Here is a 24727-nt window from a genome sequence, read left to right on the forward strand (position 1 = left end):
CATGTACGACCCCACAGTCGCCCGGCTCACCTACCGGGCCCTGCTCGGCCGGCGCCGGGCCGCCATCCTCTTCGTCCTGCCCGCCCTGCTGATCGTCATCGCGATCGCGGTACGGGCGTTCGCGGGGGCGGACGACCAGGTGGCCTCGGACGTCCTGGGCGGTTTCGCCATCGCCACCATGGTGCCCCTGATCGGCGTGATCGCCGGTACGGGGGCCATCGGCCCGGAGATCGACGACGGATCGATCGTCTATCTGCTGTCGAAGCCCGTGAAACGTCCCACGATCATCTTCACCAAGCTGATCGTGGCCATCGCGGTGACGATGGTGTTCTCGGCGGTGCCGACGATGATCGCCGGACTGATCCTCAACGGCAACGGCCAGCAGATCGCGGTGGCCTACACGATCGCGGCGCTGGTCGCGTCGATCGCGTACAGCGCGCTCTTCCTGCTGCTGGGCACCGTCAGCCGGCACGCGGTCGTCCTCGGCCTCGTCTACGCGTTGGTGTGGGAGGCCCTGTTCGGCAGCCTGGTGCCCGGCGCGCGCACCCTCAGCGTCCAGCAGTGGTCCCTGGCGCTGGCCGAGAAGACCGGCGGGGGCGGCACCATCACCTCCGACGTCGGCCTCCCGGCCGCGACCGCGCTGCTGATCGTGGTCACGGTCGTGGCGACCTGGTACGCGGGTCAGAAGCTGCGCACGCTGAAGCTCGCCGGCGAGGAATGACACTGCGGGTCCCGTGAAACCCCCGTTCCTTCCGGAACGGGGGTTTCCGCATATCGGACAGTCCTACGCGTGACTGTACGGATATCGGCTCGTTGTTCCAGGTGCGTGGAGGCACCTGGAATCCGTGGCGTCGTGGCTTTCGTGAAATCGAGGAGGGCCGATGCGGCGGGGCTGTCGCCCTGTCGGTCGGTCAATGAGTGAGTGGCAACCGTGAGCGTCCTCCGCCCCTGAAGCCCGGGGAGTGGGCCGTCCGTTCGTTCCCTCACGAAGGAAGATCCACCCATGCCCACGGAAGTGGCCCTGCTCGAATCACGCGCGCTGCGCATCGAACAGATGGGGCGCGTCGACGCCCTCGACAAGGTGAAGAGTCTTGTCATGCTCCCGGACGGAGTTCACGTTCGCACCGAGGACGTGGCGCGGTACTTCGAAGTATCCACAGGTGCCGTCAGGAGGCTGACCGACCGCCATCAGGAGGAGTTCACCGAGAACGGCATGCGCGTGCTCCGAGGCTCTGAGCTGCGGTCCTTCCATAGCGACATGATGTCGCTATGGGGTGGTGGGGAGGAGAAAAGTTATCCACAGGCAGCCACCCAGCTGCGCCTCTTCACCCGCAGGACCGTCCTCAACGTCGCCATGCTGCTTCGCGACAGCGACATCGCCCGATGCGTCCGCACGTATCTCCTCGACGCCGAACAGGAGGCGCGCGCGGGGTATGCCTCGCTCGAACACCGGGTCACCCGGGTCGAAAGCTGCCTGGCCGGTGTGGGTGCCGCTCTGCAGGAGCTCGGACCGGTCCTCGGGCGGATGTCGCACCGACTGGACAGCCTCGACCGGAGGCTTGAGGTCACGCATCAGGTGGTCGGCGCCATGAGTGTCCGGCTGACCGGGGTGTCCGATGACATCGCCCGGCTCGACGGGCGGATGGACGCGCTGGCCCGCGGACTGAAGGACCTCAACCGCCGGAACAGGAGCCGCTGAAACTCCCCCGGTGGCCGGTGCCGTCCCGACGGGTGTTCACCGGGCGCTCGTCGCACGCTCGTCGAATATGGGGTGGCACCGGTCCCCGGGGACCGGGCACAGTGAACGGAGACGGCACACGCCGGACCGGCGACCGCCGGGTGCGGCGCCACAGACCGGGAGAGGAGCGCGGCGATGACCGAGAGTCCGAGTCCGTCGAGCTCCCAGCAGGGCGTGCCCGAGCCGGTGCCGGAGTAGTCAGCGACTGCTCCGCCGCGCCGCTCCGCGCAGCTCGCCCGGGGCGGCCGTTCCGCGCGGTGCGCGCGGCCGCCCTCCCGGAGGATTGGCCGAGTGGTAAGGCAGCGGCTTGCTAAGCCGTCGTCGGGGCCGTTGACCCCGCGCGCGTTCGATCCGCGCATCCTCCGCCGAAGAGGCCGCTCCGGTCGCCGACTCCTACAGCAACTGCTCCAGGGCGACCGCGATGCCGTCGTCCTCGTTCGACGCGGTGATCTCGTGGGCCACGGCCTTCAGATCGTCGTGCGCGTTGGCCATGGCCACACCGTGCCGGGCCCAGGCGAACATCGGGATGTCGTTCGGCATGTCGCCGAAGGCGATGGTGTCCGCCGCCTTGACGCCCAGCCGGCGCGCGGCCAGGGACAGACCGGTCGCCTTGCTGAGGCCGAGCGGCAGGATCTCCACGACCCCCGGACCGGCCATGACCACGTCCACCAGATTGCCGACCGCGGCCCGCGCGGCCTTCGCCAGCGCGTCGTCGTCCAGCTCCGGATGCTGTATGTACACCTTGTTCAGGGGGGCGGACCACATCTCGGAGGCGTCCTTGATCGGGAGCGCCGGCAGCGGTCCCTCCTGGACGCGGTAGCCGGGACCGACCAGCACCTCGCCGTCGAGCCCGTCGCGGCTCGCGGCCAGGGCCAGCGGGCCGACCTCGGCCTCGACCTTGGACAGGGCGAGCCCCGCGAGCTGGCGGTCCAGCGTCAGCGAGGTCAGCAGCCGGTGCTCGCCCGCGTGGTAGACCTGCGCGCCCTGGCCGCAGACCGCGAGGCCCTCGTAGCCCAGGTCGTCCAGGATGTGCCGGGTCCACGGGACGGCCCGGCCGGTGACGATGATGTGCGCCGCACCGGCCGCGGTGACCGCGGCCAGTGCGTCGCGCGTGCGCCCGGAGACCGTGTCGTCGCCACGCAGCAGCGTGCCGTCGAGGTCGGTCGCGACGAGCCTGTACGGGAAGGTCACTTGGCGACCGGCTCCAGCAGTTCGCGTCCGCCCAGGTACGGCCGGAGCACCTCGGGCACCCGTACCGAACCGTCGGCGAGCTGGTGGTTCTCCAGGATCGCCACGATCGTGCGCGGGACGGCGCAGAGCGTGCCGTTCAGCGTGGACAGCGGCTGGAGGACCTTCTTGCCGTCGCGGTTGTCCCGCATCCTGACGGAGAGCCGGCGGGCCTGGAAACCGTCGCAGTTGGACGCGGAGGTCAGCTCGCGGTACTTGCCCTGGGTCGGGATCCACGCCTCGCAGTCGAACTTCCTGGACGCCGAGGCGCCCAGGTCGCCGGTGGCGACGTCGATGACCTGGAAGGGCAGGCCCAGCGCGGTGAGCCACTGCTTCTCCCAGTCCAGGAGGCGCTGGTGCTCGGCCTCGGCGTCCGCCGGGTCGACGTACGAGAACATCTCGACCTTGTCGAACTGGTGGACCCGGAAGATGCCGCGGGTGTCCTTGCCGTACGTGCCGGCCTCGCGGCGGAAGCACGGCGAGAAGCCGGCGTAGCGCAGCGGCAGCTTGTCCGCGTCGATGATCTCGTCCATGTGGTACGCGGCGAGCGGGACCTCGGAGGTGCCGACCAGGTAGTAGTCGTCCTTCTCCAGGTGGTACACGTTCTCCGCGGCCTGGCCGAGGAAGCCGGTGCCCTCCATGGCGCGCGGGCGGACCAGCGCGGGGGTGAGCATCGGGACGAAGCCGGCCTCGGTGGCCTGGGCGATCGCCGCGTTGACGAGGGCGAGCTCCAGCAGCGCGCCGACGCCCGTCAGGTAGTAGAAGCGGGAGCCGGACACCTTGGCGCCGCGCTCCATGTCGATCGCGCCGAGCGCCTCGCCGAGCTCCAGGTGGTCCTTGGGCTCGAAGCCCTCGGCGCCGAAGTCGCGAATGGTGCCGTGGGTCTCCAGGACGACGAAGTCCTCCTCGCCGCCGACCGGCACGTCCGCGTGGACGATGTTGCCGAGCCGCAGCAGCAGGCTCCTGGTCTCCTCGGCGGCCTCGTCCTGGGCGGCGTCGGCCGCCTTGACGTCGGCCTTGAGCTGTTCGGCCCGCTGCAGGAGCTCGGCGCGCTCCTCGGGAGAGGCCTTGGAGACGAGTTTGCCGAGCGATTTCTGCTCGGAACGGAGCTCGTCGAACCGAACCCCGGACGACCTGCGCCGCTCGTCGGCGGAGAGCAGGGCGTCGACGAGGCCGACGTCCTCTCCACGGGCGCGCTGGGAGGCGCGAACACGGTCGGGGTCCTCACGAAGCAGGCGAAGGTCAATCACCCCTCCAGGCTACCGGTGTCGGCTTCCCCGACTCGAACCGATATCGCCAAGCGTGTCACTTTGCCCGAATTGCCTGTATTGGTAATGCTGGGGAGGGATTCTGTGGCGCGGTGCGCGTGATCCCGTCAAGGGTGCGCGCGACCCCGTCAAGAAAGAGATCCATTTCCCCTAAATGGGGCAGAAAGGCTGCGCGTCTTGACGCATCGGCCTTGGGTGAAGGGGGAGTTGGCCGTCGCTTGTCCACAGGGGTGGAAGGTCGGCGGAAGTTATCCACAGGCTGTGAGGAAGGTCTGTGGACATGGAGGAGATCATTCCGAAAAGGGGGTTGGGGCACATGGATTCACGGTTCAAACCCCGATCGCGCACTCGTTCGGGTGGGAATTGCTCGCCCTAAAGAGTTGATCAAGGGAATTCGACTGACAACGGATGACCTGTCGATCTGTGGACCGGCCCAGGTGGACTGGGCGGATTTGTCGACCATGTCGCCTTGCGGTGTCGACTTGTCCCCAGGCTGAACCACTGACCTGTGGATAACTTTTCCATGGATGATCATCGGCTGATCACACCGGCTGTGCGGGCAGCGTCCCGCAGGCGGACGCGGAGCGGTGCGCCGCCTGCGAGGAGGGGTCAGGCCCGGCCGTCCTGATTGCGGAGGAGCCAGTCGGAGGCCTCGGTGAACTCCGCGTCCGAGGTACCCGCCCGGAGCGGTCGCACGTCCTGCGGGCTCACCCCGGCCCGGGGGTAGGAGCCCAGGAACCGCACGTTCGGGCAGATCCGCTTCAGCCCCATCAGCGCCTCCCCGACCCGCCGGTCGGCGATATGGCCCTCGGCGTCCACCGCGAAGCAGTAGTTGCCGATGCCCGCGCCCGTCGGCCGGGACTGGATCAGCATCAGGTTCACCCCGCGCACCGCGAACTCCTGGAGCAGTTCGAGCAGCGCACCCGGGTGGTCGTCCCCGAGCCAGATCACCACCGACGTCTTGTCCGCGCCCGTCGGCGCCGAGGGGCGCGCCGGACGGCCCACCAGGACGAAGCGGGTCTGCGCGTTCTCCGCGTCGTGGATCTCCGTCACCAGCGGTTCGAGCCCGTACGTCGCCGCCGCGAACTCGCCCGCGAAGGCGGCGTCGTACCGCCCCTCCTGCACCAGCCGGGCCCCGTCCGCGTTGGACGAGGCGGACTCCCAGACGGCCTGGGGGAGATGCGCCGCCAGCCAGTTGCGCACCTGCGGCTGCGCGGCCGGGTGCGCGGTGACCGTCTTGATGTCCGACAGCTTGGTCCCCGGACGCACCAGCAGCGCGAACGTGATGGACAGCAGCACCTCGCGGTAGATCATCAGCGGTTCGCCGCTGGTGAGCTGGTCGAGGGTGGTGGTGATACCGCCCTCGACGGAGTTCTCGATCGGTACGAGGGCGGCGGCGGCCGTGCCGTTGCGCACCGCGTCCAGGGCCGCCGGCACGGACACCATCGGGACGAGCTCGCGGGTGGCGGCCTCCGGGAGCGTACGGAGGGCGACCTCGGTGAAGGTGCCTTCGGGGCCGAGATAGACGTAGCGCGTGGCGGACATACCGTCACCCTAATGCGCGGTGGGACCTCCAGGACCCGGAACGCCGAACGCCCTCGCCGCTCAGGACTCCAGGAGCCGCTGCCCCACGTACTCCCCCTTCGCCGCCCCGCCCGGGACCGCGAAGAGGCCGCTCGCCTCATGACGGAGGAAGGGCGACAGCGCGTCGCCGCGGTCGAGCTTCCGTTGCACGGTGACGAATCCGCGCAGCGGATCCGCCTGCCAGCAGATGAAGAGCAGCCCCGCGTCCGGGGTGCCGTCCGTGGCCACCCCGTCGTGGTACGAGAACGGGCGGCGCAACATGGCCGCGCCGCTGTTGCGCTCCGGCGAGGAGATCCGCGCGTGCGCGTTGTCCGGGATCAGGAGCTTCCCGTCGGGGCCCGTTCTGTCGAGGTCCATGGGGGTGGTCTCGGTGCCGCCGCTGAGCGGTGCGCCGTCCGACTTGCGCCGTCCGATGACCCGTTCCTGCCGTTCCACCGACAGCTTCTCCCAGTCGTCGAGCAGCATCCTGATGCGCCGGACCACCGCGTAGGAACCGCCCGCCAGCCAGGCGTACCGGGCGCCGGCGGTCTGCGCGGGGACGAAGATCCGCCGGTCGAAGTCGCTGTCGGCGGGCTTCGGGTTGCCGGTGCCGTCGATCTGGCCCATGAGATTGCGTGCGGTCATGGGCGTGGCGGTGGCGCCGGGGGTGCGGTTGAAGCCGTTCATCTGCCAGCGCACGGTGGCCGTCGATCCGGCCTCCTTCTGCACGGCGCGCAGCGCGTGGAAGGCGACGAGCGCGTCGTCGGCACCGATCTGCACCCAGAGGTCGCCGTTCGAACGCGCGCTGTCGAGGTGGTCGGAGGAGAACGGCGGCAGCGGGTCGAGCCCCGGCGGACGGCGGTCCGTCAGGCCCGTGCGTTCGAAGAAGGTGGCACCGAAACCGAAGGTGACGGTCAGCGAGGAGGGTCCGGCGTCCAGCGCGATGCCGGTGTCGTGGCCGGTGCCGTCGGCCGCCGTCCCGGTGGCCGGTTCGCCCGCCATCAGCCGCTGGGCCGTCGCCGACCAGCGGCGCATCAGGGCGGCCGCCTCCTTGCGGCCGGCTCCGGGGGTCAGGTCGAAGGCGATGAGATGGCCCCGGGCCTGAAGCGGGGTGGTGATCCCCGGTTGATGTTTCCCGTGAAACATCACCTCGGTGGAGCCGACCGAGGTGAGGGCGGTCGGCTCCTCGTCCTGGGTCAGGGCGTGGCCGGTGGCGCCGCCGGCCGCCCCGAGGACGAGTCCGGCCGCGCCGGCCGCCCCGGCGGTGCCGAGCAGCCGCCGCCGGGAGAGCGTGCCGGCCGTCTCCCCGGCGCCGTCGGGCGCCGGGGTTCCGCTGTCCGTGCCGCGCGGCCCGGGGGCGCCGGTACGGGTCTTTCCGTTCTGTGTGCTCACGGTGGTGCTCAGCCGATCTTCACGTTCTTGTCGACCGTGACCTGGTCGATCTCCGAGGTGCGGACGGTGACCGCGACGCTCCAGTCGCCCGCCATGGGGATCTGGACGCCGCTGGAGGTCCAGTGGCCCTCGGCCAGCCGGACGGGGACGGCGGGGAGCGGACCGATGTCCTTGGACTTCAGGGTGAAGGCCAGCTTCACCTCGGGGACGTCCATGGGCTTCCCGCCGGCGTCGTCGACCCAGAGGTGGACCGAGTTGGCGCCGGGGCGTCCCGGGTCCAGTTCCATGCGGACGGTGCCCTTGCCGTTCTGGCCGCCGGTGTCGAAGGGCAGGGAGAGGGTGACCGGCCCGCTCGCGGCGGGAGCGCTGGCGGCCGGTGCCGAGGCACGGGCCTCCTCCTCGGTGCGGCCGGGTTCGGTCGAGGTCAGGACGGTGGTCACCGCCAGCAGGGCCACGGCCACCCCGACCTCGGCCAGGACCGAGCGGCGCAGCCCGGAGCGGTCCGGGTCGGCGTCGCGTATCCGCTTCTTCTCGGCGGTCGCCACGGCGGCCTGCTGCCGGGCGAGCTGAGCGGCCCGTGCGGGGTCCTCGGACGCGGACGCGGTGGAGTCCTCGGAGACCGGTTCGCCTTCCGTGACGGCGGCCGTGCCCTGGCCGGACGGTGCGTCCGGGCGCGCGTCGGAATCGGCCGCCGTGCCCGGGTCCGCCTCCGACGCGTCCGGCTGGGTCTCCGCCGGGGTCTCCGCGTCCGCCGCGGGCTCTACAGGCGCGTCCGGACCGGAATCCGCCCCCGTGATCAGCCGCCCGGTCCACCGGCGGGAGATCCAGGCGACGCCGACCAGGACGGCGACGAGCCCGACCTTGACCATCAGCAGCTGCCCGTACCCCGTGCCCGTCAGCGCGGACCACGTGCCGACCTGGCGCCAGGACTGGTAGATCCCGGTGGCGGTGAGCACGAGCACGCTGCCGAACGCGATGCGGGAGAAGCGCCGTACGGCGGAGGCCGGCAGGTCCGGGGCGCGGTACAGCGCGATCAGCAGGGCTGTGAGCCCGCCCAGCCAGGCGGCGACGGCGAGCAGGTGCAGGACGTCGACGGGCATGGCGATGCCCGGCTGGAGACCGGTCGACGCGTGTTCGGCCAGGGCCCAGGTGCCCGCGATGCCCGCGGCGACGACCGAGCCGCCGATGGCGAGCCCGAAGGTGAGGTCCTTCTTCTCCCGGGCGTCCTCGCGCTTGGCGTACGCCCCGAACAGCACCGCGACGAACAGCGCGCTCGCACCGAGCAGCAGCAGCCGCGAGACGAGCGCCGCACCGGGCTTGGTGTCGAGGACGGCCTTCAGCCCGTCGAGGTCGAAGGCGTCGCCGAGCTTGCCGGAACCGGTGTACGGGTTGCGCAGCAGCAGCATCGCGAGAGTGGCCGCGGTGAGCGTCAGCCAGCCGCGCACGACGAGCCGCTGGAGCGGGCGCGAACCGGCGCCCCGCTGCCAGCACGCCAGGACGAACGCGGCGCCGCCCGCGAGCAGGATGAATCCGGCGTAGGCGGCGTAGCGCGCGATGCCGTAGAGCGTGCCGACGAGGCCGCCGCCGGCCTCGGTGTCCGGGAGGGCGACGGTGGTCTCGGAGGGGGCCCCGATGGAGAAGGTGAAGGCGCCGGAGACCGGGTGGCTGTCGGCGGAGACCGCCTGCCAGGCCACCGTGTACGTGCCGTCGGGGAGTCCGGCGTGCAGCGCGACGGCGTACTTCACGGTGGAGCCGGCCGACAGGTCGCGCGGGGCGGTCCCGGTGTCGGCCCGCTTGCCGTCGGGGTCCAGGATCCTGATCGATTCCTTGCCCATGGCGACCTGCTCGGAGAAGGTCAGCGTGACCTCCTTGGGCGCGGTGGCGACCACCGACCCGTCCTGCGGATCGCTTCCGGTCAGCGCGGCGTGCGCCGACGCGGGCCCCGCGAGGGCCAGCAGCAGCGCGAACACGGCGCCGGCCAGGGCGGCGGCGAACCCGGCGAGGGCGAGCGGCCGGCGCCGCGGTGGCGCGGAGGGCCCGAAGGACGGGGCGGTGGCTGTCATGGTCGTCGGTCCCTCACTGCTTCTTCGGGTTGTGGGTGGTCTCCTTCACGGGAAGGTCGACCTTGATGGGGCCGGCCTTCTCGAAGTGCAGTTCCACGGGCACCGTGTCGCCCTGCTTGGGCTGTTCCTTGAGCTTGGCGAACATGATGTGGTTGCCGCCGCGTTCGAGGTCGAGCTCCCCGCCCGCGGGCACGTCGAAGGACGTCACCATCCGCATGACCTGGTTCTTCGTCTCGTGGATGGTGACCTCGTCCGAGAGCGGGCTGGTGACGGAGGTGAGCCGGTCGCCCGCGCCGCCGCTGTTGCGTACGACGAGGAAACCGGCCGCCATGTCGCTGACGGGCTGGGGCATGAACGCGCCGACGACCTTCAGGTCCGGCGTGCCGTCCGTGGACGAGCACCCCGCCAGCGTCAGGCCGGTGGAGAGGGCCAGGACGCCGGCGAGGACGGTGCGGCGGGTCACGGGTTCTCTCCCACGACGAGCTTGGGGAGGTCCTTGGTGTAGTCGTCGGGCGTGGTGTCCTCGCTGTAGAGGACGTAACCCTTGTCGGTCTTCGGGGAGAACGCGATGACCTGCGAGCCGTGCATCGAGACGACGGTGCCGTCCTTCTCCTTCTTCGGCGCGTCGATGCCGATGCCGATCTGCCGGGCGCCCGCCTGGATGGTCGGGAAGTCGCCGGTCAGGCCGATGAAGGAGGGGTCCTGGGCCTTCAGCCAGGTGCCCAGCGAGGAGGGGGTGTCCCGCTCCGGGTCGGTGGTGACGAAGACGACCTGGAGCTTGTCCCGGTCGGCCTCGGGCAGCGACTTCTTGGCGATCGCGATGTTGCTCATGATGAGCGGGCAGACGTCGGGGCAGTTGGTGTAGCCGAAGTAGATGAGCGTCGGCTTGCCCTTGGTCCGCTCGCGCAGGTCGTACTTCTTGCCGTGGGTGTCGGTGAGGACGAGGTTCGGCTTGGTGAACGGCTGGTCGAGCACCGTCGCGGCCTTCGTCTTCGCCTCCACCGAGACATCGGCGATCGGCTTCTTGCCCTCGTCGTCGCTTCCGCCGCAGGCGGACAGGGTGAGGGCCGCCACGGCGACGAGCGCCGCGGCCAGCACAGACTTCTTAACCATGGAGCACTGTTTCCTGGTGGGTCGGTGGTACGGGGGTGGGGCACGGGGCCCGTCCGGTCCAACGGGCCGGACGGGCCCCGGACGTGATCAGGCGGTGCGGCGACGGCCGGCCAGGACGCCGAAGGCGACGCCCGCGACACCGATGACGATGCCGACGATGCCGAGCACCCGGGCCGTGGTGTCGCTGGAGGAGCCCGCCGAGGCGGTGGTCTGCTCGCTCTTCCCGTCGTCCTTCGCCGCGGCGTCGGCGCCGGACGCCGGGGCGGCCTCCTTCGCCTCCTCGGCGGGCGCGCTCAGCTTGAGGACCGGCGCGGGGCTCTCCGGCTCCTCGCCGTCGGCCTTCGGGGCCTCGATCCAGCGCACGACCTCCTTGTTGTCGTACGTCTGGATCGCCTTGAACACCAGCTCGTCGGCGTCCTCCGGGAGCGGGCCGACGGAGAGCGGGAACTGCTGGAAGCGGCCCGCGCCGATCTTGCCGTCGGCGGTGGCGGTCCAGGTGACCTTGGAGACGGCCTCGTTGATCGTCTTGCCGTGCATGTTCAGCGGCTTGGCGAGCTTGCTCTTGGTGACGTCGATCTTCCAGCCGGGCACGGGCTGCGGCATCACGGACGCGAGCGGGTGGTCGGTCGGGAAGTTGACCTCGACCTTGACCGTCGAGGCGTTGTCGCGCTCGTTGGGGACCTTGAAGTTGATGACGGCGTAACCGCCCTTGGTGGCGTCGCCCTGCGGCTGGACGCCGACATGGGCCGAGGCCGGACCGGCGAGCAGCAGTGCGGCGGTCGCGGCGACGCCGCCGGAGAGGGCGATGCGGGAGAGCTTCATGGCAGGGATCACTCCACTGGGGCACGTAGGAAAGGGTGCACCGGCGCGCGGGTGCGCGACGGGAGCGCGACACCTCTTCCGCACGAGCGGAGGCGTACGGGCCGGGCCGTCCGGCACCGGGGTGCGGGCGGCGGCGCGTGCGTCGTGGGGCGGGCGTCGCGTCAGGCGGCGAGGGCGAACGCCGTGGGCGGCCCGCGCCTGATCACCAGGTGCTGGAGCGGATCCCCGGTCGCCGGAGGCGGAGCGTCCGTGGCGGTACGGGGGGTGCGCGGCCCGGTCGTCGGGCAGCCGGGCAGGCCGGCGCGGAGCGCCGACACCAGGAAGAGCGCGGCGCGCAGGGCGCGCAGCCGGGCCCCGGCAGCCATCTGCTGGGCACCGTGGGCGGAGAGCCGGGCCAGCCGGAAGAGGGCGATCTCGCCCCGCCGCAGCAGCCAGCCGGTGGCCAGCGCGGCCAGCAGATGGCCCAGCAGCATGGGCAGACTCGGCAGCATCCCGGTGAGGCCGGCCGTGTCGGTTCCGGTGACGGCGGCCGTGTGCTGGTGGGCCTGGGAGGCCACCGACAGCGGGTCGACGCCCGCGGTGGTGACGATGCGACGGGCGTCGGCGGCGGTCAGCTGGGCGGGCCCGGCCCCGCAGACGATGCTCGCCGCGAGCCGGATCAGCGGGTCCTCGCCGGACACGGCACGGGGCGACGCGGTGTGCGTCCCCACGCCGAACAGCGTGTGGAGGGCGATCTGTCCGCCCGCCAGGGCCGCGGCGATGGACGGCAGCGAACGTTCCCGTCCGGCGAGGGGGACGGCCACCGCGAGGATCCCGAGGAATCCGGCGAGCAGCGTCCACCACGGGACGAGCGCACAGGCGGCCAGCGCATGTCCGGCGGCGGACAACGCGACGCAGACCGCGGCGAACACCGCGGCCCTCAGCAGCCGCATACCGGCTCCGGCGCGTCCCACACGACTAGACATGGCCGGGCCATCATCGCACCCGGCTCCCCGCCTCCGTAGGGCAGGTCCGGAAGGTCGTCTTCCGCCCGAAAGGGTGCGAGCCGGGCCGTTCGGACCCCATACGGATGGGGCAGAACGGTTCCGTGGGCCGGGAATGCACACGTGTGGCGTGTCCGGGTATCCGCCGAATGAGCGGTCTCACACCCCGCGCGTGCTTATGAACGGCACGGGGCGGCAATACGTATCGGTATGTCGAGCCGCAGCCAGGAGGCTGGAGCATGAGCATCTGGTGGTCACTCCATTTGCGGCGCGAGGCCGCGAGCGTTCCGCTCGCCCGCCGGTTCCTGCTCGGCACGATGGAGTCGGCGGGTGTGGACCCGGACATCTCCTTCGATCTGTCGCTCGCCCTGAGCGAGGCCTGCGCCAACGCCGTCGAGCACGGCGGGACCCACCGGGACGCGGAGGGCGGCGCGGAGGGCCGGGACGGCTGGGAGGAACCTTCCGCCACGGCCTGCGGGCAGTACCGGGTCACGGCCTATCTGGACGGTGAGATGTGCAGGATCGAGGTCGCGGACTCCGGACCGGGCTTTCCCGCCCGGCGCGCGCGGGCGCGCGACGCCGCGTCCCGGGGCAGCGGCCCGTCCTGCGGGGCGCAGTGCGCCGACCACGCCTCGCTCACCGCCGAGGACGGCCGGGGACTCTGTCTGATCGAGCAGCTCGCCGACCACGTCCACTTCGGCAACCGGCCGGGGCACGGCGGCGCCGTGGTGAGCTTCGACAAGGTCCTGAAATGGCGGGAGGGCGCCCTGCTCATGGTGTCCTGAGCGAGGCGCCCTCCGGCGGCGGGGTGCGGGTCAGCCCTTGAGCCCCGCCATCCACGCCTCGACCTCGTCGGCCTGCCGCGGCAGCTGGTCCGAGAGGTTCCGGTTGCCGTCCTCGGTGACGAGGATGTCGTCCTCGATCCGGACGCCGATGCCGCGGTACTCCTCGGGGACCGTCAGATCGTCGGCCTGGAAGTAGAGACCGGGCTCGACCGTCAGGCACATGCCCGGCTCCAGCGTCCCGTTGACGTACGAGTCGGTCCGCGCGGCGGCGCAGTCGTGCACGTCCATGCCCAGCATGTGACCGGTGCCGTGCAGCGTCCAGCGGCGCTGGAGGCCCAGCTCCAGGACCTTCTCCACGGTCAGGTCGCCCAGCAGGCCCCACGCGACGAGCTTCTCGGTGAGCACGCGCTGCGCGGCGTCGTGGAAGTCGCGGTAGTCGGCGCCCGGCTTCACGGCGGCGATCCCGGCCTCCTGCGCCTCGTACACGGCGTCGTAGATCTTGCGCTGGAGCGGCGTGAACGTGCCGTTGATCGGCAGGGTCCGGGTGACGTCGGCGGTGTAGAGGTCGTTGGTCTCCACGCCGGCGTCCAGCAGCAGCAGCTCACCCGCCCGCACCGCGCCGTCGTTGCGCACCCAGTGCAGGGTGGTGGCGTGCGGGCCGGCGGCGCAGATCGAGCCGTAGCCGATGTCGTTGCCCTCGATGCGGGCGCGGAGGAAGAAGGTCCCCTCGATGTAGCGCTCGCTGGTCGCCTCGGCCTTGTCGAGGACCTTCACGACGTCCTCGAAGCCGCGCGCGGTGCTCTCGCAGGCCTTCCGCAGCTCGGCGATCTCGAAGGCGTCCTTGACCAGACGGGCCTCGGAGAGGAAGACCCGCAGCTCCTCGTCGCGCTCGGCGGTGACCTTGTCGGTCAGCGCGGCCTCGATGACGGCGTCGTGGCCCCGGACGGCGCGGACCGGGCCGGTGGCCTCGGCGAGCGCGGCGGGCAGTTCGCGGACGTCCTTCGCGGGGATGCCCAGCAGCTGCTCGGCCTCGGCGAGGGAGTGCCGGCGGCCGACCCACAGCTCGCCCTGGCCGTCGAGCCAGAACTCGCCGTTCTCCCGGTTCGAGCGGGGCAGCAGATAGACGGTCGCCTCGTGCCCCTCGCCCTCGGGCTCCAGGACGAGGACGCCGTCCTGCGTCTGGTCGCCGGTGAGGTACGCGTACTCGGTCGAGGCGCGGAAGGCGTACTCCGTGTCGTTGGACCGGGTCTTCAGCCGGCCGGCCGGGACGACCAGGCGCTCGCCGGGGAAGCGCGCCGACAGGGCGGCGCGGCGGTCGGCGGTGTGACCGGCCTGGGCGATCGGCTCCAGGCCGTGCAGCTCGGTGTCGGCCCAGCCGGACTTCATGCTCGCGGCGAGCTCGTCGGAGACGCCCGGGTACAGGCCGTTCTTCCGCTGCTTGACCGGTTCGGTCTCTTCGGACTCCGGGTTCTCCGGGTTCTCCGGGATGAGCTCCTCAGACACGACTCTGTCTCTCCTTGATACGACGCTGGACCCCCTCCATCGTACGGGCGTACGGAAGGGGGCCCAGGGCCGGAAGACCTCTTACACGCGGAGGTGGCGGCGGGCCGGGCGCGCGCGGGGGCCTCAGTCGAAACGGGCGGCGAGGAGGACCACGTCCTCGGTCTCGTCGCCCCGGTCGATCCCGTCGGGCAGCACGGTGCGCACCACGTGGTCGGCGACCGAGGCGGCGTCGTGGCGCAGCGCCTTCGGCACGCTCGCCGCCGCCGAGTGCAGCCGGGCGAAGGCCCGGTCCGTCGAGCCGCCGGTGCGGCGCAGCAGCCCGTCGGTGTACAGCAGCACGGTCTCCCCGGGGGCCGGGGTGATCTCCACGCTCGGCGCCTCCCAGCAGGACAGCATGCCCAGCGGGGCGGAGAGCGTGGTCTCGATGAACTCGGTGCGCCGCTCGCCGACGATCAGCGGCGGGGTGTGCCCGGCCCCGGCCAGCAGGATCTTGCGGCGGGTGGGTTCGCAGTAGGCGAAGAGCGCGGTGGCGGAGCGGGCCGGTTCGGTCAGCCGCATCAGCAGTTCGAGGTCGGACAGGACGGCGACCGGATCCTCGCCCTCCATCACCGCGTACGCCCGCAGCCCGGCGCGGAGCCGGCCCATGGCGGCCAGGGCGCTGGGCCCGGAGCCGCCGGCGGAACCGACGGCCAGACCGAGCGCCCCCTCCGGCAGGGCCAGCGCGTCGTACCAGTCGCTGCCGCTCTGCGCCGCCGCGTGATGGCGTACGGCCAACTGGACGCCGGGGACCCGGGGCAGCCTGCTGGGCAGCAGCTCCTCGGTGACGGTGGCGACGTCGGCCCTGGCCCGTTCCAGTTCCAGCAGCCGGGCGAGGTGTTCGGAGGCGTAACCGGCGTAGAGGCCGACGAGGTGGCGCTGGCGCTCCAGCGGTTCGGCCGGCTCGTCGTAGAGCCAGACGGCGGCGGCGAGGGCGCCGGTGCGTTCGGTGGTGAGCGGCTGGGTGTAGCTGGCGGCGTAGCCGAGGCGGGAGGCGACCTCGCGTCTGCGGGGGTCCAGAGCGGGCTCGCCGAGCAGATCGGGGGCGGCGGACGCGGTGTCGGCGTCCGGTACGCCGTCGAGGATGCGGCCGTACGAGGTGGCGCTGCGCGGCACCGTCTCGATCTGGCCGAGCTCGGCGTGGGCCAGCCCGAGGCCGACGGTGGAGACGGGGCCCCGGCGGTCGGACGGCTCGAAGGCGATCAGTCCGCGGCGGGCGCCGACGAGGGCGGCCCCGGCTTCGAGGGTTTCGTGCAGGGCGGCGTCGAGGGTGCTGGTTCTGGCCAGCCGTTCGGTGAGCTCGTGGAGCGTGGTGAGGTCGGACACCCAGCCCGCCAGGCGGTCCTGGAGGAAGGCGCCGGGGGCGGCGGGCACTTCTGACAGCGGCCCGGCAGTGTGCGCCGAAACCGGAACTGTGGGATCGATTCCAGCCACTTTCGGCAGGTGTGGGGCGCTCATGGTCGCCGGCTTTCCGACTGGTGTGATTCGTCGAATAGCATCGCAAACCCCCATGTCATTCTGCGCCGCTATCAAGGCATCCACATGTACACGTACAAGTAAGGCGATGTCCAGCATTGTCCCTGCGGGATTGCTGGTGTCCATGTGACAAGTAAGTTGGCCAAAAAATGCACCCGGCGACATGTATTTGCGGTCGACTGACTCTGCTCGACGGGTGCTGCCCGTGGGGTGAAGTCCCCGGGGAGCGTCATTCCGGGCGGGCTGGGTACGTTCTTCGTTGGACGGCCAGAGGTGACGGTGATCATCTCCGGAACCTGGCAGCGGGCCCGGACGTCCTCTCCTGTGACGGCCACGCCCCACCCCCGAGTGGCGAGGCCGCACCACGGACGGCAGGCGCGGCACACGCCCTGCACCTCGCGACGATCCCGACCGGAACCGGCTCGATTCGGCTCAGCACAGTTCACGCTCGGTACTCACGACCGACCCGTACCCCAGGCTCGATGAGCATGCACGGACAGTGAAGACACGCGCACGCGACGTGACGGGCGCGTGGTGTGATGTGGAACCACGGCGTTCATCGGCGTTCAACGGAAAGGAACGAGCGCTCATGCGCGAGATCCTCGGAAGGCGACGCAGGCTCCGGCCCGGACGCGGAAGCGGGCCGGCCCGGCTCGACGCGGCCCTGACCTGTGCCACCGCTTGGCAGTGGCCCGTGCTCCCCGGTGCGGGGCTCCGACAGGCCCCCGGGCAGGACGAGCGCGGCCGGGGCTGCGCCTGTCCCGATCCCGATTGCGCCGTGCCCGGAGCGCACCCCTTCGAGCCCGGACTCCTCGCCGCGACGACCGACGCCCGGATGGTCCGCTGGTGGTGGACGAAGCGGCCGGCCGCTCCGGTCCTGCTGGCCACCGGCGGCCGGGCGCCGTGCGCCCTGAGCCTGCCGGCCGTCGCCGGCGCGCGGGCGCTGGCCGAGCTCGACCGGATGGGCGTGCGGCTGGGGCCGGTCGTGGCCACCCCCACCCGCTGGGCCCTGCTCGTCGCCCCGTACAGCCTCGAACGGCTCGGTGAGCTGCTGTACGCGCAGGACTGGGTGCCCAGCTCGCTGCGGTTCCACGGGGAGGGCGGCTATCTGGTCCTTCCGTCCTCGGTGATCGGCACGGGGCAGGTGCGCTGGGAGCGGGCGCCGGAGCGGCAGATCCGGCGCGGCGTCCGCGGCGGTGCGCCGGCGGCCGTGGCGGCGCCGTGGCTGCCGGACGTGGGGGCGGTGCTGGACGCGCTCGTCGAGGCCGGCACCGGGGCCCCGGACGGCGGCAGCCGGCTGGCGTACTGACCGGTGCGTCCGGTCCGGCGGGCCGGGCGCGGCGGACGGGGGCGGGCCCCGGTGTTCGAACCGGCCGGGGCCGGGACCGGAGCGGGCGCAGCCCCGGTCGCGCCGGAATCCGTCGTGCCGTCAGGAATGGCCCGCGGTCCGGCAGACCACCGCGATCGGGAATTGCGGAGCGAACGAGGCCGGTCCTGATCTCTTTCTGTTCTTCTTGAGCCGCTTCTTCTCGGTCCACTTCTTCTTGAGGCGTTTTCATTACCGAGTGCGTTCGGATCTCGTGCGTGCCGTGCTCGCGCACGGTCCATCACGGGCGGACGAATCGGGCATGCAAAGTCTGCCGGTGCAAAGACCGCCGGTGGTCCGATTTCTGACGGCTCTTCCGCACGGCGTTCGAAGGGCCGTCGAAGGTGTCTTCGGTACGCCCTTCCGGGCCGTTCGGGGCCGCAGGGCTCTCCGGTGCTTTCTGTCCGATTCCGAGCGGTCCTGTGGCCGTGAAGGCGGACTGTCGACAGGGAGTCCAACAGTGCCGCGTGGGCGGCGGGTTGGAGTCCGGAGGTGGCCGAACGGGCTCCGGGGCAGCCGGAAGCGTGCGGGGAGCGGAGTGGAGGGGGCGTTGCGCCCAGGGCGCGGGCCGGGGCGCTGTGAGCGGCCTGTGCGCGGCTCACGCGCCGTCCCGTGCGCCGTGTGCGCGCCGGGTCCGGACATGAGGATGCCCGATCGCTGGCGACGGGGGATGCACCAGCGACCGGGCTTCTAGAACGGTAACAAGAGATCTGCCGTTCGCAAATTCGATCTCGTGTATTCGGACAGCGATTTACCGGTCGGTACGGGCGACTGTGACGCGAGTCACCGAACGTGTCCGGCGGGGGTCACTGTCAGCTGAGGGTCACCTGACGGTTGGTGAGCCCGCCGCGCGCCCGGCGCTCCTCCGCGGTGAGCGGCGCGTCCGAGGCGAGCGCCCCGGCCAGCCGCTCGGCGAACGCGGCGGCCGGCTTCTCGCACTCCTCGGCGCCCATCGTGCTCGGCAGGTCCCACACCGGGACCATCAGACCGTGCGCGCGGAACGAGCCGACGAGCCGGGTGCCCTCGCCGAGCGAGGAACCGCCGGCCGCGTGCAGCCGGGCGAGCGCGTCGAGCAGCTGCTCCTCGGGGTGCGGCATGACCCAGCGCAGGTGGTTCTTCTCGGGGGTCTCGCACCAGTAGGCGGCGTCCACGCCGGAGAGCAGCGCGGTCGGGATCGCCGCGTCGTTGGCCCGCTCCAGGGAGGCGGTCACCTCCGCCGTGGCGTTCTCCGCGTCCGGCACCCAGAACTCGAAGCCCTCGTGCACCACGGGCGCGAACGGGGCGTCGGCGTCCAGCAGGTCCTGGAGGCGCGGCCCCTCCTCCGTCACCCGGCGCGCCGGGACGGGCGAGCCCGGCTCGGCCGCCAGGGCGCGCTGCAGGGTGTCGGCGAGGTCGCGGCTGAGGTCGCCGGACGAGGTGTCGTTCTGCAGGGCGAGCAGCACCGAGCCGTCGTCGCGGCGCAGCGCAGGCCACGCCATCGGAAGGACGGTCGCGAGCGTCACGGACGGAACGCCCTCGGGCAGGCCGCCCTTGAGGGACAGCTCGACGGTGGCGGCGGGGACCAGCTCGCGCAGGGCGACCCAGTCGCACTCGCCGGTCAGCCCCTCGAAGGGGCGCTGGACCAGCTCGGTGACGGCCTGGGCGGCGGCGCGCCCGTGGCAGGCCTTGTAGCGGCGGCCAGAACCGCACGGGCAGGGCTCACGGGCCCCGACCACCGGGATCTCGCCGTCCTTGAGCTGCTGCTTCCCGGCCTTGGTCTGAGGGCGCTTCTTCGCCATGGTGGGCTTTCTCCCGAATGCGACAGTGCGGTCTGGGCCGCGAGTCTATGGGGTTCCTGTCCGCGCTCCCGGGGTGCAGCCGCGTTTGTGCCGGGGGACGGCGTTCCGGCCTCCCCGGCCGCCGCCCCTTGGCCGCCGGACCCTGGGATGCCGGCTCAGCCCGCGTCGTCGAGGAGGGCGGCGAGGTCGAGCCCGTCCAGGCCCCCCGCTCCGCCCGTCATGTCCACGGCGTTGACGCCGCCCACCGCGTTCACGGAACGGGTCCCGTGCGGGCCGGCCGTGCCGGAACCGCCGCCGTGCCGTGCTCCCGCGCCCCGGCTCCGCCCCTCGCCGCGCGCGCCCCGCTGCGCGCCGGTACGGCCGTGTCCGCCGCGCCCGCCGTGTCCCTCGTTGACCAGCACCCAGACGGTGACCTCACCGGGGGAGTCGTCCCGTACGCCCCACTCCTCGGCGAGGGCGCTGATGATGTTCAGCCCTCGGCCGCCACGCGCGGTCACCGAAGGAGTGGCCGGAATCGGTCTGGTCGGACCGCCTCCGTCCGTGACCTCGACGGTCAGCCCGCCCGTACGGTCGACGCACCAGGCCACGCGCACATCGCCGTCGCCCGCCTCGGACTGCCGGCCCAGCGGCCTGCCGTGCCGGCAGGCATTGCTCAGCAGTTCGGAAAGGATCAACACCGCATCGTCGACGACCGTGTCCGACACCCCGTGGCTGCGCAGCTGATCACGCATCCTGCGCCGCGCCTGCCCCACGCCCGCAGGGCCATGGGGAACGGCCATGCTCGACGACGTGGGCACTTCCTGTGCCACCACCAACGCCACCCCCGAGACCTCCTTTGCCCCACGCCACGGTGTGGATGCCCTCCCGGACTGGACCGGAAACCGGCCAAAGGCCTGCCGGTGACGCACTCGTAACCCTTGAGTACGCGCCGAATGCGCCGGTGTACTCCCTGTGACTGATGTTACGAGCGTCCCAGATGTGACAGAACCTGTTTCGGGCGATTGGTGATGATTGCCTCGACACCGAGGCGTACGCAGAGTTCGACGTCCTCGGGTTCGTTCACCGTCCAGACGTGGGCGCGGTGGCCTGCGCGGTGCAGCCGCTCGATGTAGCCGGGGTGGCTGCGGACGATCCGCATGCTCGGTCCGGCGACCCGGGCCCCGGCGGGCAGCCGCCCGTCGCGCAGGCGCGGGGAGACGAACTGCATGAGATAGACGGTGGGCAGGTCCGGGACGGCGGCCTGGATCCGGTGCAGGGAGCGTGCCGAGAAGCTCATGACCCGGATCGGGGAGGGCCCTTCGGCCGGCGGCTGATCGAGCCCGAACCGCTTGAGGAGGTGCAGCAGCCGCTCCTCCACCTGCCCGGCCCAGCGGGTGGGGTGCTTGGTCTCGACGGCCAGTTGCAGGGGGCGGCCGGTGGCGCGTGTCTCCACGAGGAGTTCGAGCAGCCGTTCCAGGGTGAGTACGGAGGTGAGTTCGCCCGGAACCGGGTCCCAGTCCGGGGACTCCGTCTCGTCCCGGTCCTTCCAGGAGCCGAAGTCGAGCGCCGCGAGCTCGCTCAGCTCCAGCGCGGAGACCGCGCCGCGCCCGTTGGACGTACGGTTCACCCGGCGGTCGTGCACGCACACGAGCTGGCCGTCGGCCGTGAGCCGCACATCGCACTCCAGGGCGTCGGCACCGTCCTCGATCGCCTTCCGGTACGCGGCCAGGGTGTGCTCGGGGGCGTCGTCCGACGCGCCCCGGTGCGCGATGACCTGGATGGGATGCGGGCTGGGGCGCTGCTGTCGTGCTGGGGTCACCCGCGTCATGGTGTCACCGGGAGGCCGCGGGCGGGCGCACCTTGAGCGGCGGGACCGTTTTGTCCGATGTAAAGGCTCGTGCGCGGATGCACAGGTCCTGCTTACAGTGGCCTGACGTGCTGTGGGAAAAGCTGGTCCCAGACACGTACACAGCGGATCTCTTGCCGAATCATGACGTGGAACCGAGGAGTAAAGAGCTGTGAGCACAGAGAACGAGGACAACGAGGGCACCGCGGCCGAGGCCGCCCCGTCCGTACCTCCCGTGCCGGCCGACGCTCCCCGGGCCGCCGCCGACGACGCGCCCGCCGCCTCCCCGCGGCCGGACGCGCCGCCCGCGCAGCAGCCCGCGCCCACGCCGTCGGAGACCCCGACGGCGCAGCAGCCTCCCGTCCCGCCGTCGGACGCCCCGACGGCCCCTCACTCCGCGGAGCGGCCCGACCCCTCCCCCGGGCAGCCCGCGGCCCCCCTTGCGGACCCGGCCACCGCGCCGGTCCACGGCGGCATGCCCGCCTACCCGGCGCCGCACGCGCCGCAGTCCGCGGCCGACGCCAACTGGCCGCCGCCCCCGCCGGCCGTTCCGGCGTACGCCCAGTCCGCGCAGGGCGGCGGTCCCGTCTGGGGACCGCCCGGTCAGCCGCATGCGGCGGAGGCGCCGCGCAAGCGGGGCGCGGGCGGCCTGGTGGCCGCGGTGGTCGTGGCGGCGCTCGTCGCCGGCGGCATCGGCGGCGCGCTCGGCTTCTGGGCGGCGGACAACCGCTCCGACGACACCGGTTCGACGACGGTCTCCGCCACGGGCACCCCGCAGGACCTCAAGCGCGACCCCGGCACGGTCGCGGGCGTCGCCGCCAAGGCGCTGCCCAGTGTCGTCACGATCGACGCCCAGGGCGGCGACGGCGAGGGCGGCACGGGCACCGGCTTCGTGTACGACAAGGAGGGCCACATCCTCACGAACAACCACGTGGTGGCCTCCGCGGCGGACAGCGGTCAGCTCACGGCGACGTTCTCCAACGGCAAGAAGTACGACGCCGAGGTGGTCGGCCGGGCCCAGGGCTACGACGTCGCCGTCCTCAAGCTCAAGAACCCGCCGCAGGCCCTGACCCCGCTCCCGCTGGGCAACTCGGACCAGGTGGCCGTCGGCGACTCGACGATCGCGATCGGCGCCCCGTTCGGTCTCTCCAACACCGTCACCACGGGCATCATCAGCGCCAAGAACCGCCCGGTCGCCTCCGGCGACGGCTCCGGCGGCAGCAACTCGTACATGAGCGCCCTCCAGACCGACGCCTCCATCAACCCGGGCAACTCCGGCGGCCCCCTCCTGAGCGCCGGCGGCGCCGTCATCGGCATCAACTCCGCGATCCAGTCCACCGGCAGCACCGGCCAGAGCCAGGCCGGCTCCATCGGCCTCGGCTTCGCCATCCCCATCAACCAGGCGAAGAACGTCGCCGAGCAGCTCATCAAGACCGGCCAGCCCGTCTACCCGGTCATCGGTGCCACGGTCACGATGCAGGAGAAGTCCGGCGGAGCCGTCATCTCCGACCAGGGCACCGGCGGCACGGACGCCGTCACCAAGGACGGCCCCGCCGCCAGGGCCGGTCTGCGCGCCGGCGACGTCATCACCAAGTTCAACGACACCGTCGTCGACAGCGGCCCCACCCTCATCGGCGAGATCTGGACCCACAAGCCCGGAGACACCGTCACCCTCACCTACAAGCGCGACGGCAAGACCCACACCGCCCAGGTCACCCTCGGCGAACGCAAGGGCGACAGCTGACCCCTCCCGTCCCCTCCGCTCCCCCGACCCCCGGGCAGCAACCGTGCGGCCGGGCCGCAGCCGGTAGGCTGTAGCCCGTTCCGCGCCGGGCAGACGGGCACGCGGGGCATGGGTGGGTTGCCCGAGCGGCCTAAGGGAACGGTCTTGAAAACCGTCGTGGCAGCGATGTCACCGTGGGTTCAAATCCCACACCCACCGCAGCGGCTGAGAGCCCCCGACCTGTTCCGGCGGTCGGGGGCTCTCGGCGTGTCCGGGGCTCGGGGCGGGGTGGCGGGTGGTGGTGTGCTTCAGGTGTGTTCGTGGTGTGTCATGGATCTGTCACGGCGGTGTTCGTGCGGTCTCTGTGCCGAACCATGTCCCTACCTACATTGCTCCAGGGGGGACCATGCGTATCCGAATCACCACCGCAGCCGTCGTTGCGGTGCTCGCCTTCACCGCTGTCGGCTGCGGCAGCGACGGGGAGGGTGACGGCGAGGCCGGTGCCAACGGTGCTGCCGGCACCGTGAGGAGCTCGGCTCCCGCGTCGCCGAGCGCCGCGGCGGACGGTGCCGGGGGCGCCGAGCCAGGGGCGTCGGCCGCCGAGGGGTCCGGCCTTCCGCCCGAGCCGAGCGGGGCTGCCCGGGACGCGGTGCTCGCGGTGGTCCGGGACGTCCACGGCGGCCTCGTCCGTGATGAGGACAAGGCCATCGACGCGGCCCGCAACCAGTGTTCGACTCTCGACGGGGGTGGGAAGGACGCCGATCACAGCGCCGCGCAGCGGTTCTCGTACGACGGGGTGAAGTTGACCGACGACGACGGCAAGCACCTCAACCACGGGCTCCGCAAGACGCTCTGCCCGGCGGCCTGACGCGTCGACGTGGCGGTGCCGGGTCCGTCCGGTGCCAGGGGGTGCGGCAGCGGTGTTCTCTACGATGGCGGACGGGCGGAACCGTAGCGCAGAGGTCGTCGCGCGCGGTCTCCACAACCGTGAGGACGCCGGTTCGATTCCGGTCGGACCCGCCCCGGAGCGGCCCTTGACCGGGTGTATCGGTCGGGGGCCGCTCGTGCGTGGGCGGCGGTCCGTCAGGCCGGGGGTGCGCAGCGGGGGGTGGTGAGGCGGGCGGCGGAGGCGATGGTGGCGCGGGCCTCGGGTTCGGGGAGGCCGGTGCGGACGGCGGCGCGGGTGAGGGCGTCGGCGAGGGTGTCGCCGAAGCCGTGTTCGTAGGCGCGGCAGGCGGCCCAGAAGAGGCGGGTGTTGCGCTGGCCGCGGTGGGCGGCGAGGACGAAGCGGATGAGGCCCTGGCCCTGGTCGGGGTGGTGCGCCGTGCCGCCGCGGGGGCGGGGCGGGGGCGTGAGGAGGTGGAGGAGGGCGCGGGGGCAGGAGGCCGGCGGGAGTGTGCCGGTGCCGGGCACCAGGCGGTAGGTGCCGTGGGCGGTCGTGGAGCCGGGGCCGACGAGATAGCCGCCGGAGCCGCGGACGTCGATGCCGGGGGCCAGCCGCCCGGCCGAGTTGGGCACCGTCACGTCGGGCGGGCCGGAGAGCCAGAGGTGCCGGCCGCCGCTGGGGGTGAGCACCGTGACGGTCGGGGGCAGGGTGAACAGGTGCTCCAGGGCGAGGTGGCGCAGGGCCGCCGCGGAGTCGTGCCGGCCGGTGGCGTCGATGTCGAGGTCGATGCCGATGAGGTGGTGCGGTGCCCGTCCGCAGGCGATGCCGTAGCCCGTGGCCCAGGGGGCGGCGGCGAACAGGGCGCGGACCGCGGCGGGGTCGGTGGTCGCGTCGTGGACGCCGTGTCCGGGGCGTCCGCAGGCGCCGCGGCAGGGGCTCGGGCCGGGCCGGTCGCGGTGCGGGGAGCGCAGGGCGGGGAGCTTGTTCGCGGACAGCGGGATGACGGGGAGCCCGTGCTCGGCGGCGGAGAGCGCGTGGGCCAGGGCCAGGGTGGCGGTTCGCCGGTCGAAGGTGGCCATGGATTCATTTTCGTACGTGCGTTCGAGTATGGGAAGAGGGGGGAGGGTCCGGGGGCCTTCACGGGGTGGGGGTGTGGGGGTGGCGTAACGCTTCTTCGCCT

Annotated in this window: 21 protein-coding genes and 2 tRNA genes; 8 read left to right on the plus strand and 15 right to left on the minus strand. The window is 72.1% G+C overall.

The window, feature by feature from the left end:
• The first annotated feature begins 1 nt into the window (after position 1).
• From ACZ4FH_RS01650 to ACZ4FH_RS01660, 3 genes are all read left to right on the plus strand, one after another.
• Positions 2–721 (plus strand): ABC transporter permease, encoded by a 720-nt coding sequence (locus ACZ4FH_RS01650; RefSeq protein WP_385108632.1) that lies wholly within the window; start codon positions 2–4, stop codon positions 719–721.
• Positions 722–1003: 282 nt separating this feature from the next.
• Positions 1004–1699, plus strand: a complete 696-nt coding sequence (locus ACZ4FH_RS01655; RefSeq protein WP_467301565.1) for a hypothetical protein — start codon at positions 1004–1006, stop codon at positions 1697–1699.
• 316 nt (positions 1700–2015) lie between these two features.
• Positions 2016–2103, plus strand: a tRNA-Ser gene (locus tag ACZ4FH_RS01660).
• A gap of 28 nt (positions 2104–2131) precedes the next feature.
• On the opposite strand, the gene ACZ4FH_RS01665 is transcribed toward ACZ4FH_RS01660, so the two are convergent.
• The 9 genes from ACZ4FH_RS01665 to ACZ4FH_RS01705 all read right to left on the minus strand — a co-directional run bounded on the left by ACZ4FH_RS01665 (position 2132) and on the right by ACZ4FH_RS01705 (position 12151).
• Positions 2132–2929, minus strand: a complete 798-nt coding sequence (locus tag ACZ4FH_RS01665) for an HAD family hydrolase (protein ID WP_467301566.1) — start codon at positions 2927–2929, stop codon at positions 2132–2134.
• A complete protein-coding gene (gene serS / locus ACZ4FH_RS01670; RefSeq protein ID WP_383631572.1) occupies positions 2926–4215 on the minus strand; it encodes a serine--tRNA ligase in 1290 nt (429 codons plus the stop codon). Before serS ends, ACZ4FH_RS01665 begins: the two co-directional genes overlap by 4 nt.
• A 627-nt stretch (positions 4216–4842) precedes the next feature.
• A complete protein-coding gene (gene pheA / locus ACZ4FH_RS01675; protein ID WP_467301567.1) occupies positions 4843–5778 on the minus strand; it encodes a prephenate dehydratase in 936 nt (311 codons plus the stop codon).
• A gap of 60 nt (positions 5779–5838) precedes the next feature.
• Positions 5839–7188, minus strand: a complete 1350-nt coding sequence (gene efeB, locus ACZ4FH_RS01680; protein ID WP_467301568.1) for an iron uptake transporter deferrochelatase/peroxidase subunit — start codon at positions 7186–7188, stop codon at positions 5839–5841.
• Positions 7189–7196: 8 nt separating this feature from the next.
• Positions 7197–9251 carry a copper resistance protein CopC gene (locus tag ACZ4FH_RS01685; RefSeq protein WP_467301569.1) on the minus strand — a complete coding sequence of 685 codons (2055 nt, stop codon included), beginning with the start codon at positions 9249–9251 and terminating at the stop codon, positions 7197–7199.
• Between the two features lie 13 nt (positions 9252–9264).
• Positions 9265–9714, minus strand: a complete 450-nt coding sequence (locus tag ACZ4FH_RS01690; RefSeq protein WP_467301570.1) for a copper chaperone PCu(A)C — start codon at positions 9712–9714, stop codon at positions 9265–9267.
• Positions 9711–10364, minus strand: coding sequence for an SCO family protein (locus tag ACZ4FH_RS01695; protein WP_383631587.1), 654 nt, complete (start codon positions 10362–10364; stop codon positions 9711–9713). The genes ACZ4FH_RS01690 and ACZ4FH_RS01695 overlap by 4 nt, the downstream gene beginning before the upstream one ends.
• An 87-nt stretch (positions 10365–10451) precedes the next feature.
• Positions 10452–11186, minus strand: a complete 735-nt coding sequence (locus tag ACZ4FH_RS01700; RefSeq protein WP_467301571.1) for a YcnI family protein — start codon at positions 11184–11186, stop codon at positions 10452–10454.
• Between the two features lie 161 nt (positions 11187–11347).
• A complete protein-coding gene (locus tag ACZ4FH_RS01705; protein ID WP_467301572.1) occupies positions 11348–12151 on the minus strand; it encodes a hypothetical protein in 804 nt (267 codons plus the stop codon).
• Positions 12152–12408: 257 nt separating this feature from the next.
• On the opposite strand from ACZ4FH_RS01705, the gene ACZ4FH_RS01710 reads away from it, so the two are divergent.
• Positions 12409–12954: an ATP-binding protein gene (locus tag ACZ4FH_RS01710; protein WP_467301573.1), complete on the plus strand. Its 546-nt coding sequence runs from the start codon at positions 12409–12411 to the stop codon at positions 12952–12954.
• A 30-nt stretch (positions 12955–12984) separates the two neighbouring features.
• Here ACZ4FH_RS01710 and ACZ4FH_RS01715 read toward each other — a convergent pair whose 3' ends face one another.
• Complete coding sequence (locus tag ACZ4FH_RS01715; RefSeq protein WP_467301574.1) at positions 12985–14457, minus strand: aminopeptidase P family protein; 1473 nt, start codon at positions 14455–14457, stop codon at positions 12985–12987.
• Between the two features lie 123 nt (positions 14458–14580).
• On the minus strand, positions 14581–15951 hold the full coding sequence (locus ACZ4FH_RS01720; RefSeq protein WP_467301575.1) for a PP2C family protein-serine/threonine phosphatase: 1371 nt from the start codon (positions 15949–15951) through the stop codon (positions 14581–14583).
• Positions 15952–16558: 607 nt separating this feature from the next.
• On the opposite strand from ACZ4FH_RS01720, the gene ACZ4FH_RS01725 reads away from it, so the two are divergent.
• On the plus strand, positions 16559–17278 hold the full coding sequence (locus ACZ4FH_RS01725; protein ID WP_467301576.1) for a bifunctional DNA primase/polymerase: 720 nt from the start codon (positions 16559–16561) through the stop codon (positions 17276–17278).
• Between the two features lie 869 nt (positions 17279–18147).
• Here the strand turns inward: ACZ4FH_RS01725 and ACZ4FH_RS01730 are convergent.
• The 3 genes from ACZ4FH_RS01730 to ACZ4FH_RS01740 all read right to left on the minus strand — a co-directional run bounded on the left by ACZ4FH_RS01730 (position 18148) and on the right by ACZ4FH_RS01740 (position 20920).
• Positions 18148–19113 (minus strand): DUF5926 family protein, encoded by a 966-nt coding sequence (locus ACZ4FH_RS01730; protein ID WP_383631608.1) that lies wholly within the window; start codon positions 19111–19113, stop codon positions 18148–18150.
• A 155-nt stretch (positions 19114–19268) separates the two neighbouring features.
• Entirely contained in the window at positions 19269–19892 is a 624-nt protein-coding gene (locus ACZ4FH_RS01735; protein WP_467301577.1) for an ATP-binding protein, read from the minus strand.
• 182 nt (positions 19893–20074) lie between these two features.
• The gene (locus tag ACZ4FH_RS01740; protein WP_467301578.1) at positions 20075–20920 is read right to left on the minus strand and encodes a glycerophosphodiester phosphodiesterase; all 846 of its coding nucleotides are present in this window, start codon (positions 20918–20920) and stop codon (positions 20075–20077) included.
• Positions 20921–21110: 190 nt separating this feature from the next.
• Between ACZ4FH_RS01740 and ACZ4FH_RS01745 the strand changes: the two genes are divergently transcribed.
• From ACZ4FH_RS01745 to ACZ4FH_RS01755, 3 genes are all read left to right on the plus strand, one after another.
• Complete coding sequence (locus ACZ4FH_RS01745; RefSeq protein ID WP_467301579.1) at positions 21111–22682, plus strand: S1C family serine protease; 1572 nt, start codon at positions 21111–21113, stop codon at positions 22680–22682.
• Positions 22683–22793: 111 nt separating this feature from the next.
• Positions 22794–22880: transfer RNA gene (locus ACZ4FH_RS01750), tRNA-Ser, on the plus strand.
• Positions 22881–23067: 187 nt separating this feature from the next.
• Positions 23068–23529: a hypothetical protein gene (locus ACZ4FH_RS01755; RefSeq protein ID WP_467301580.1), complete on the plus strand. Its 462-nt coding sequence runs from the start codon at positions 23068–23070 to the stop codon at positions 23527–23529.
• A gap of 215 nt (positions 23530–23744) precedes the next feature.
• Here ACZ4FH_RS01755 and ACZ4FH_RS01760 read toward each other — a convergent pair whose 3' ends face one another.
• Positions 23745–24626, minus strand: a complete 882-nt coding sequence (locus tag ACZ4FH_RS01760) for a bifunctional DNA primase/polymerase (RefSeq protein ID WP_467301581.1) — start codon at positions 24624–24626, stop codon at positions 23745–23747.
• Positions 24627–24727: the final 101 nt, after the last annotated feature.

It is taken from the genome of Streptomyces sp. NPDC024555, assembly GCF_055559335.1.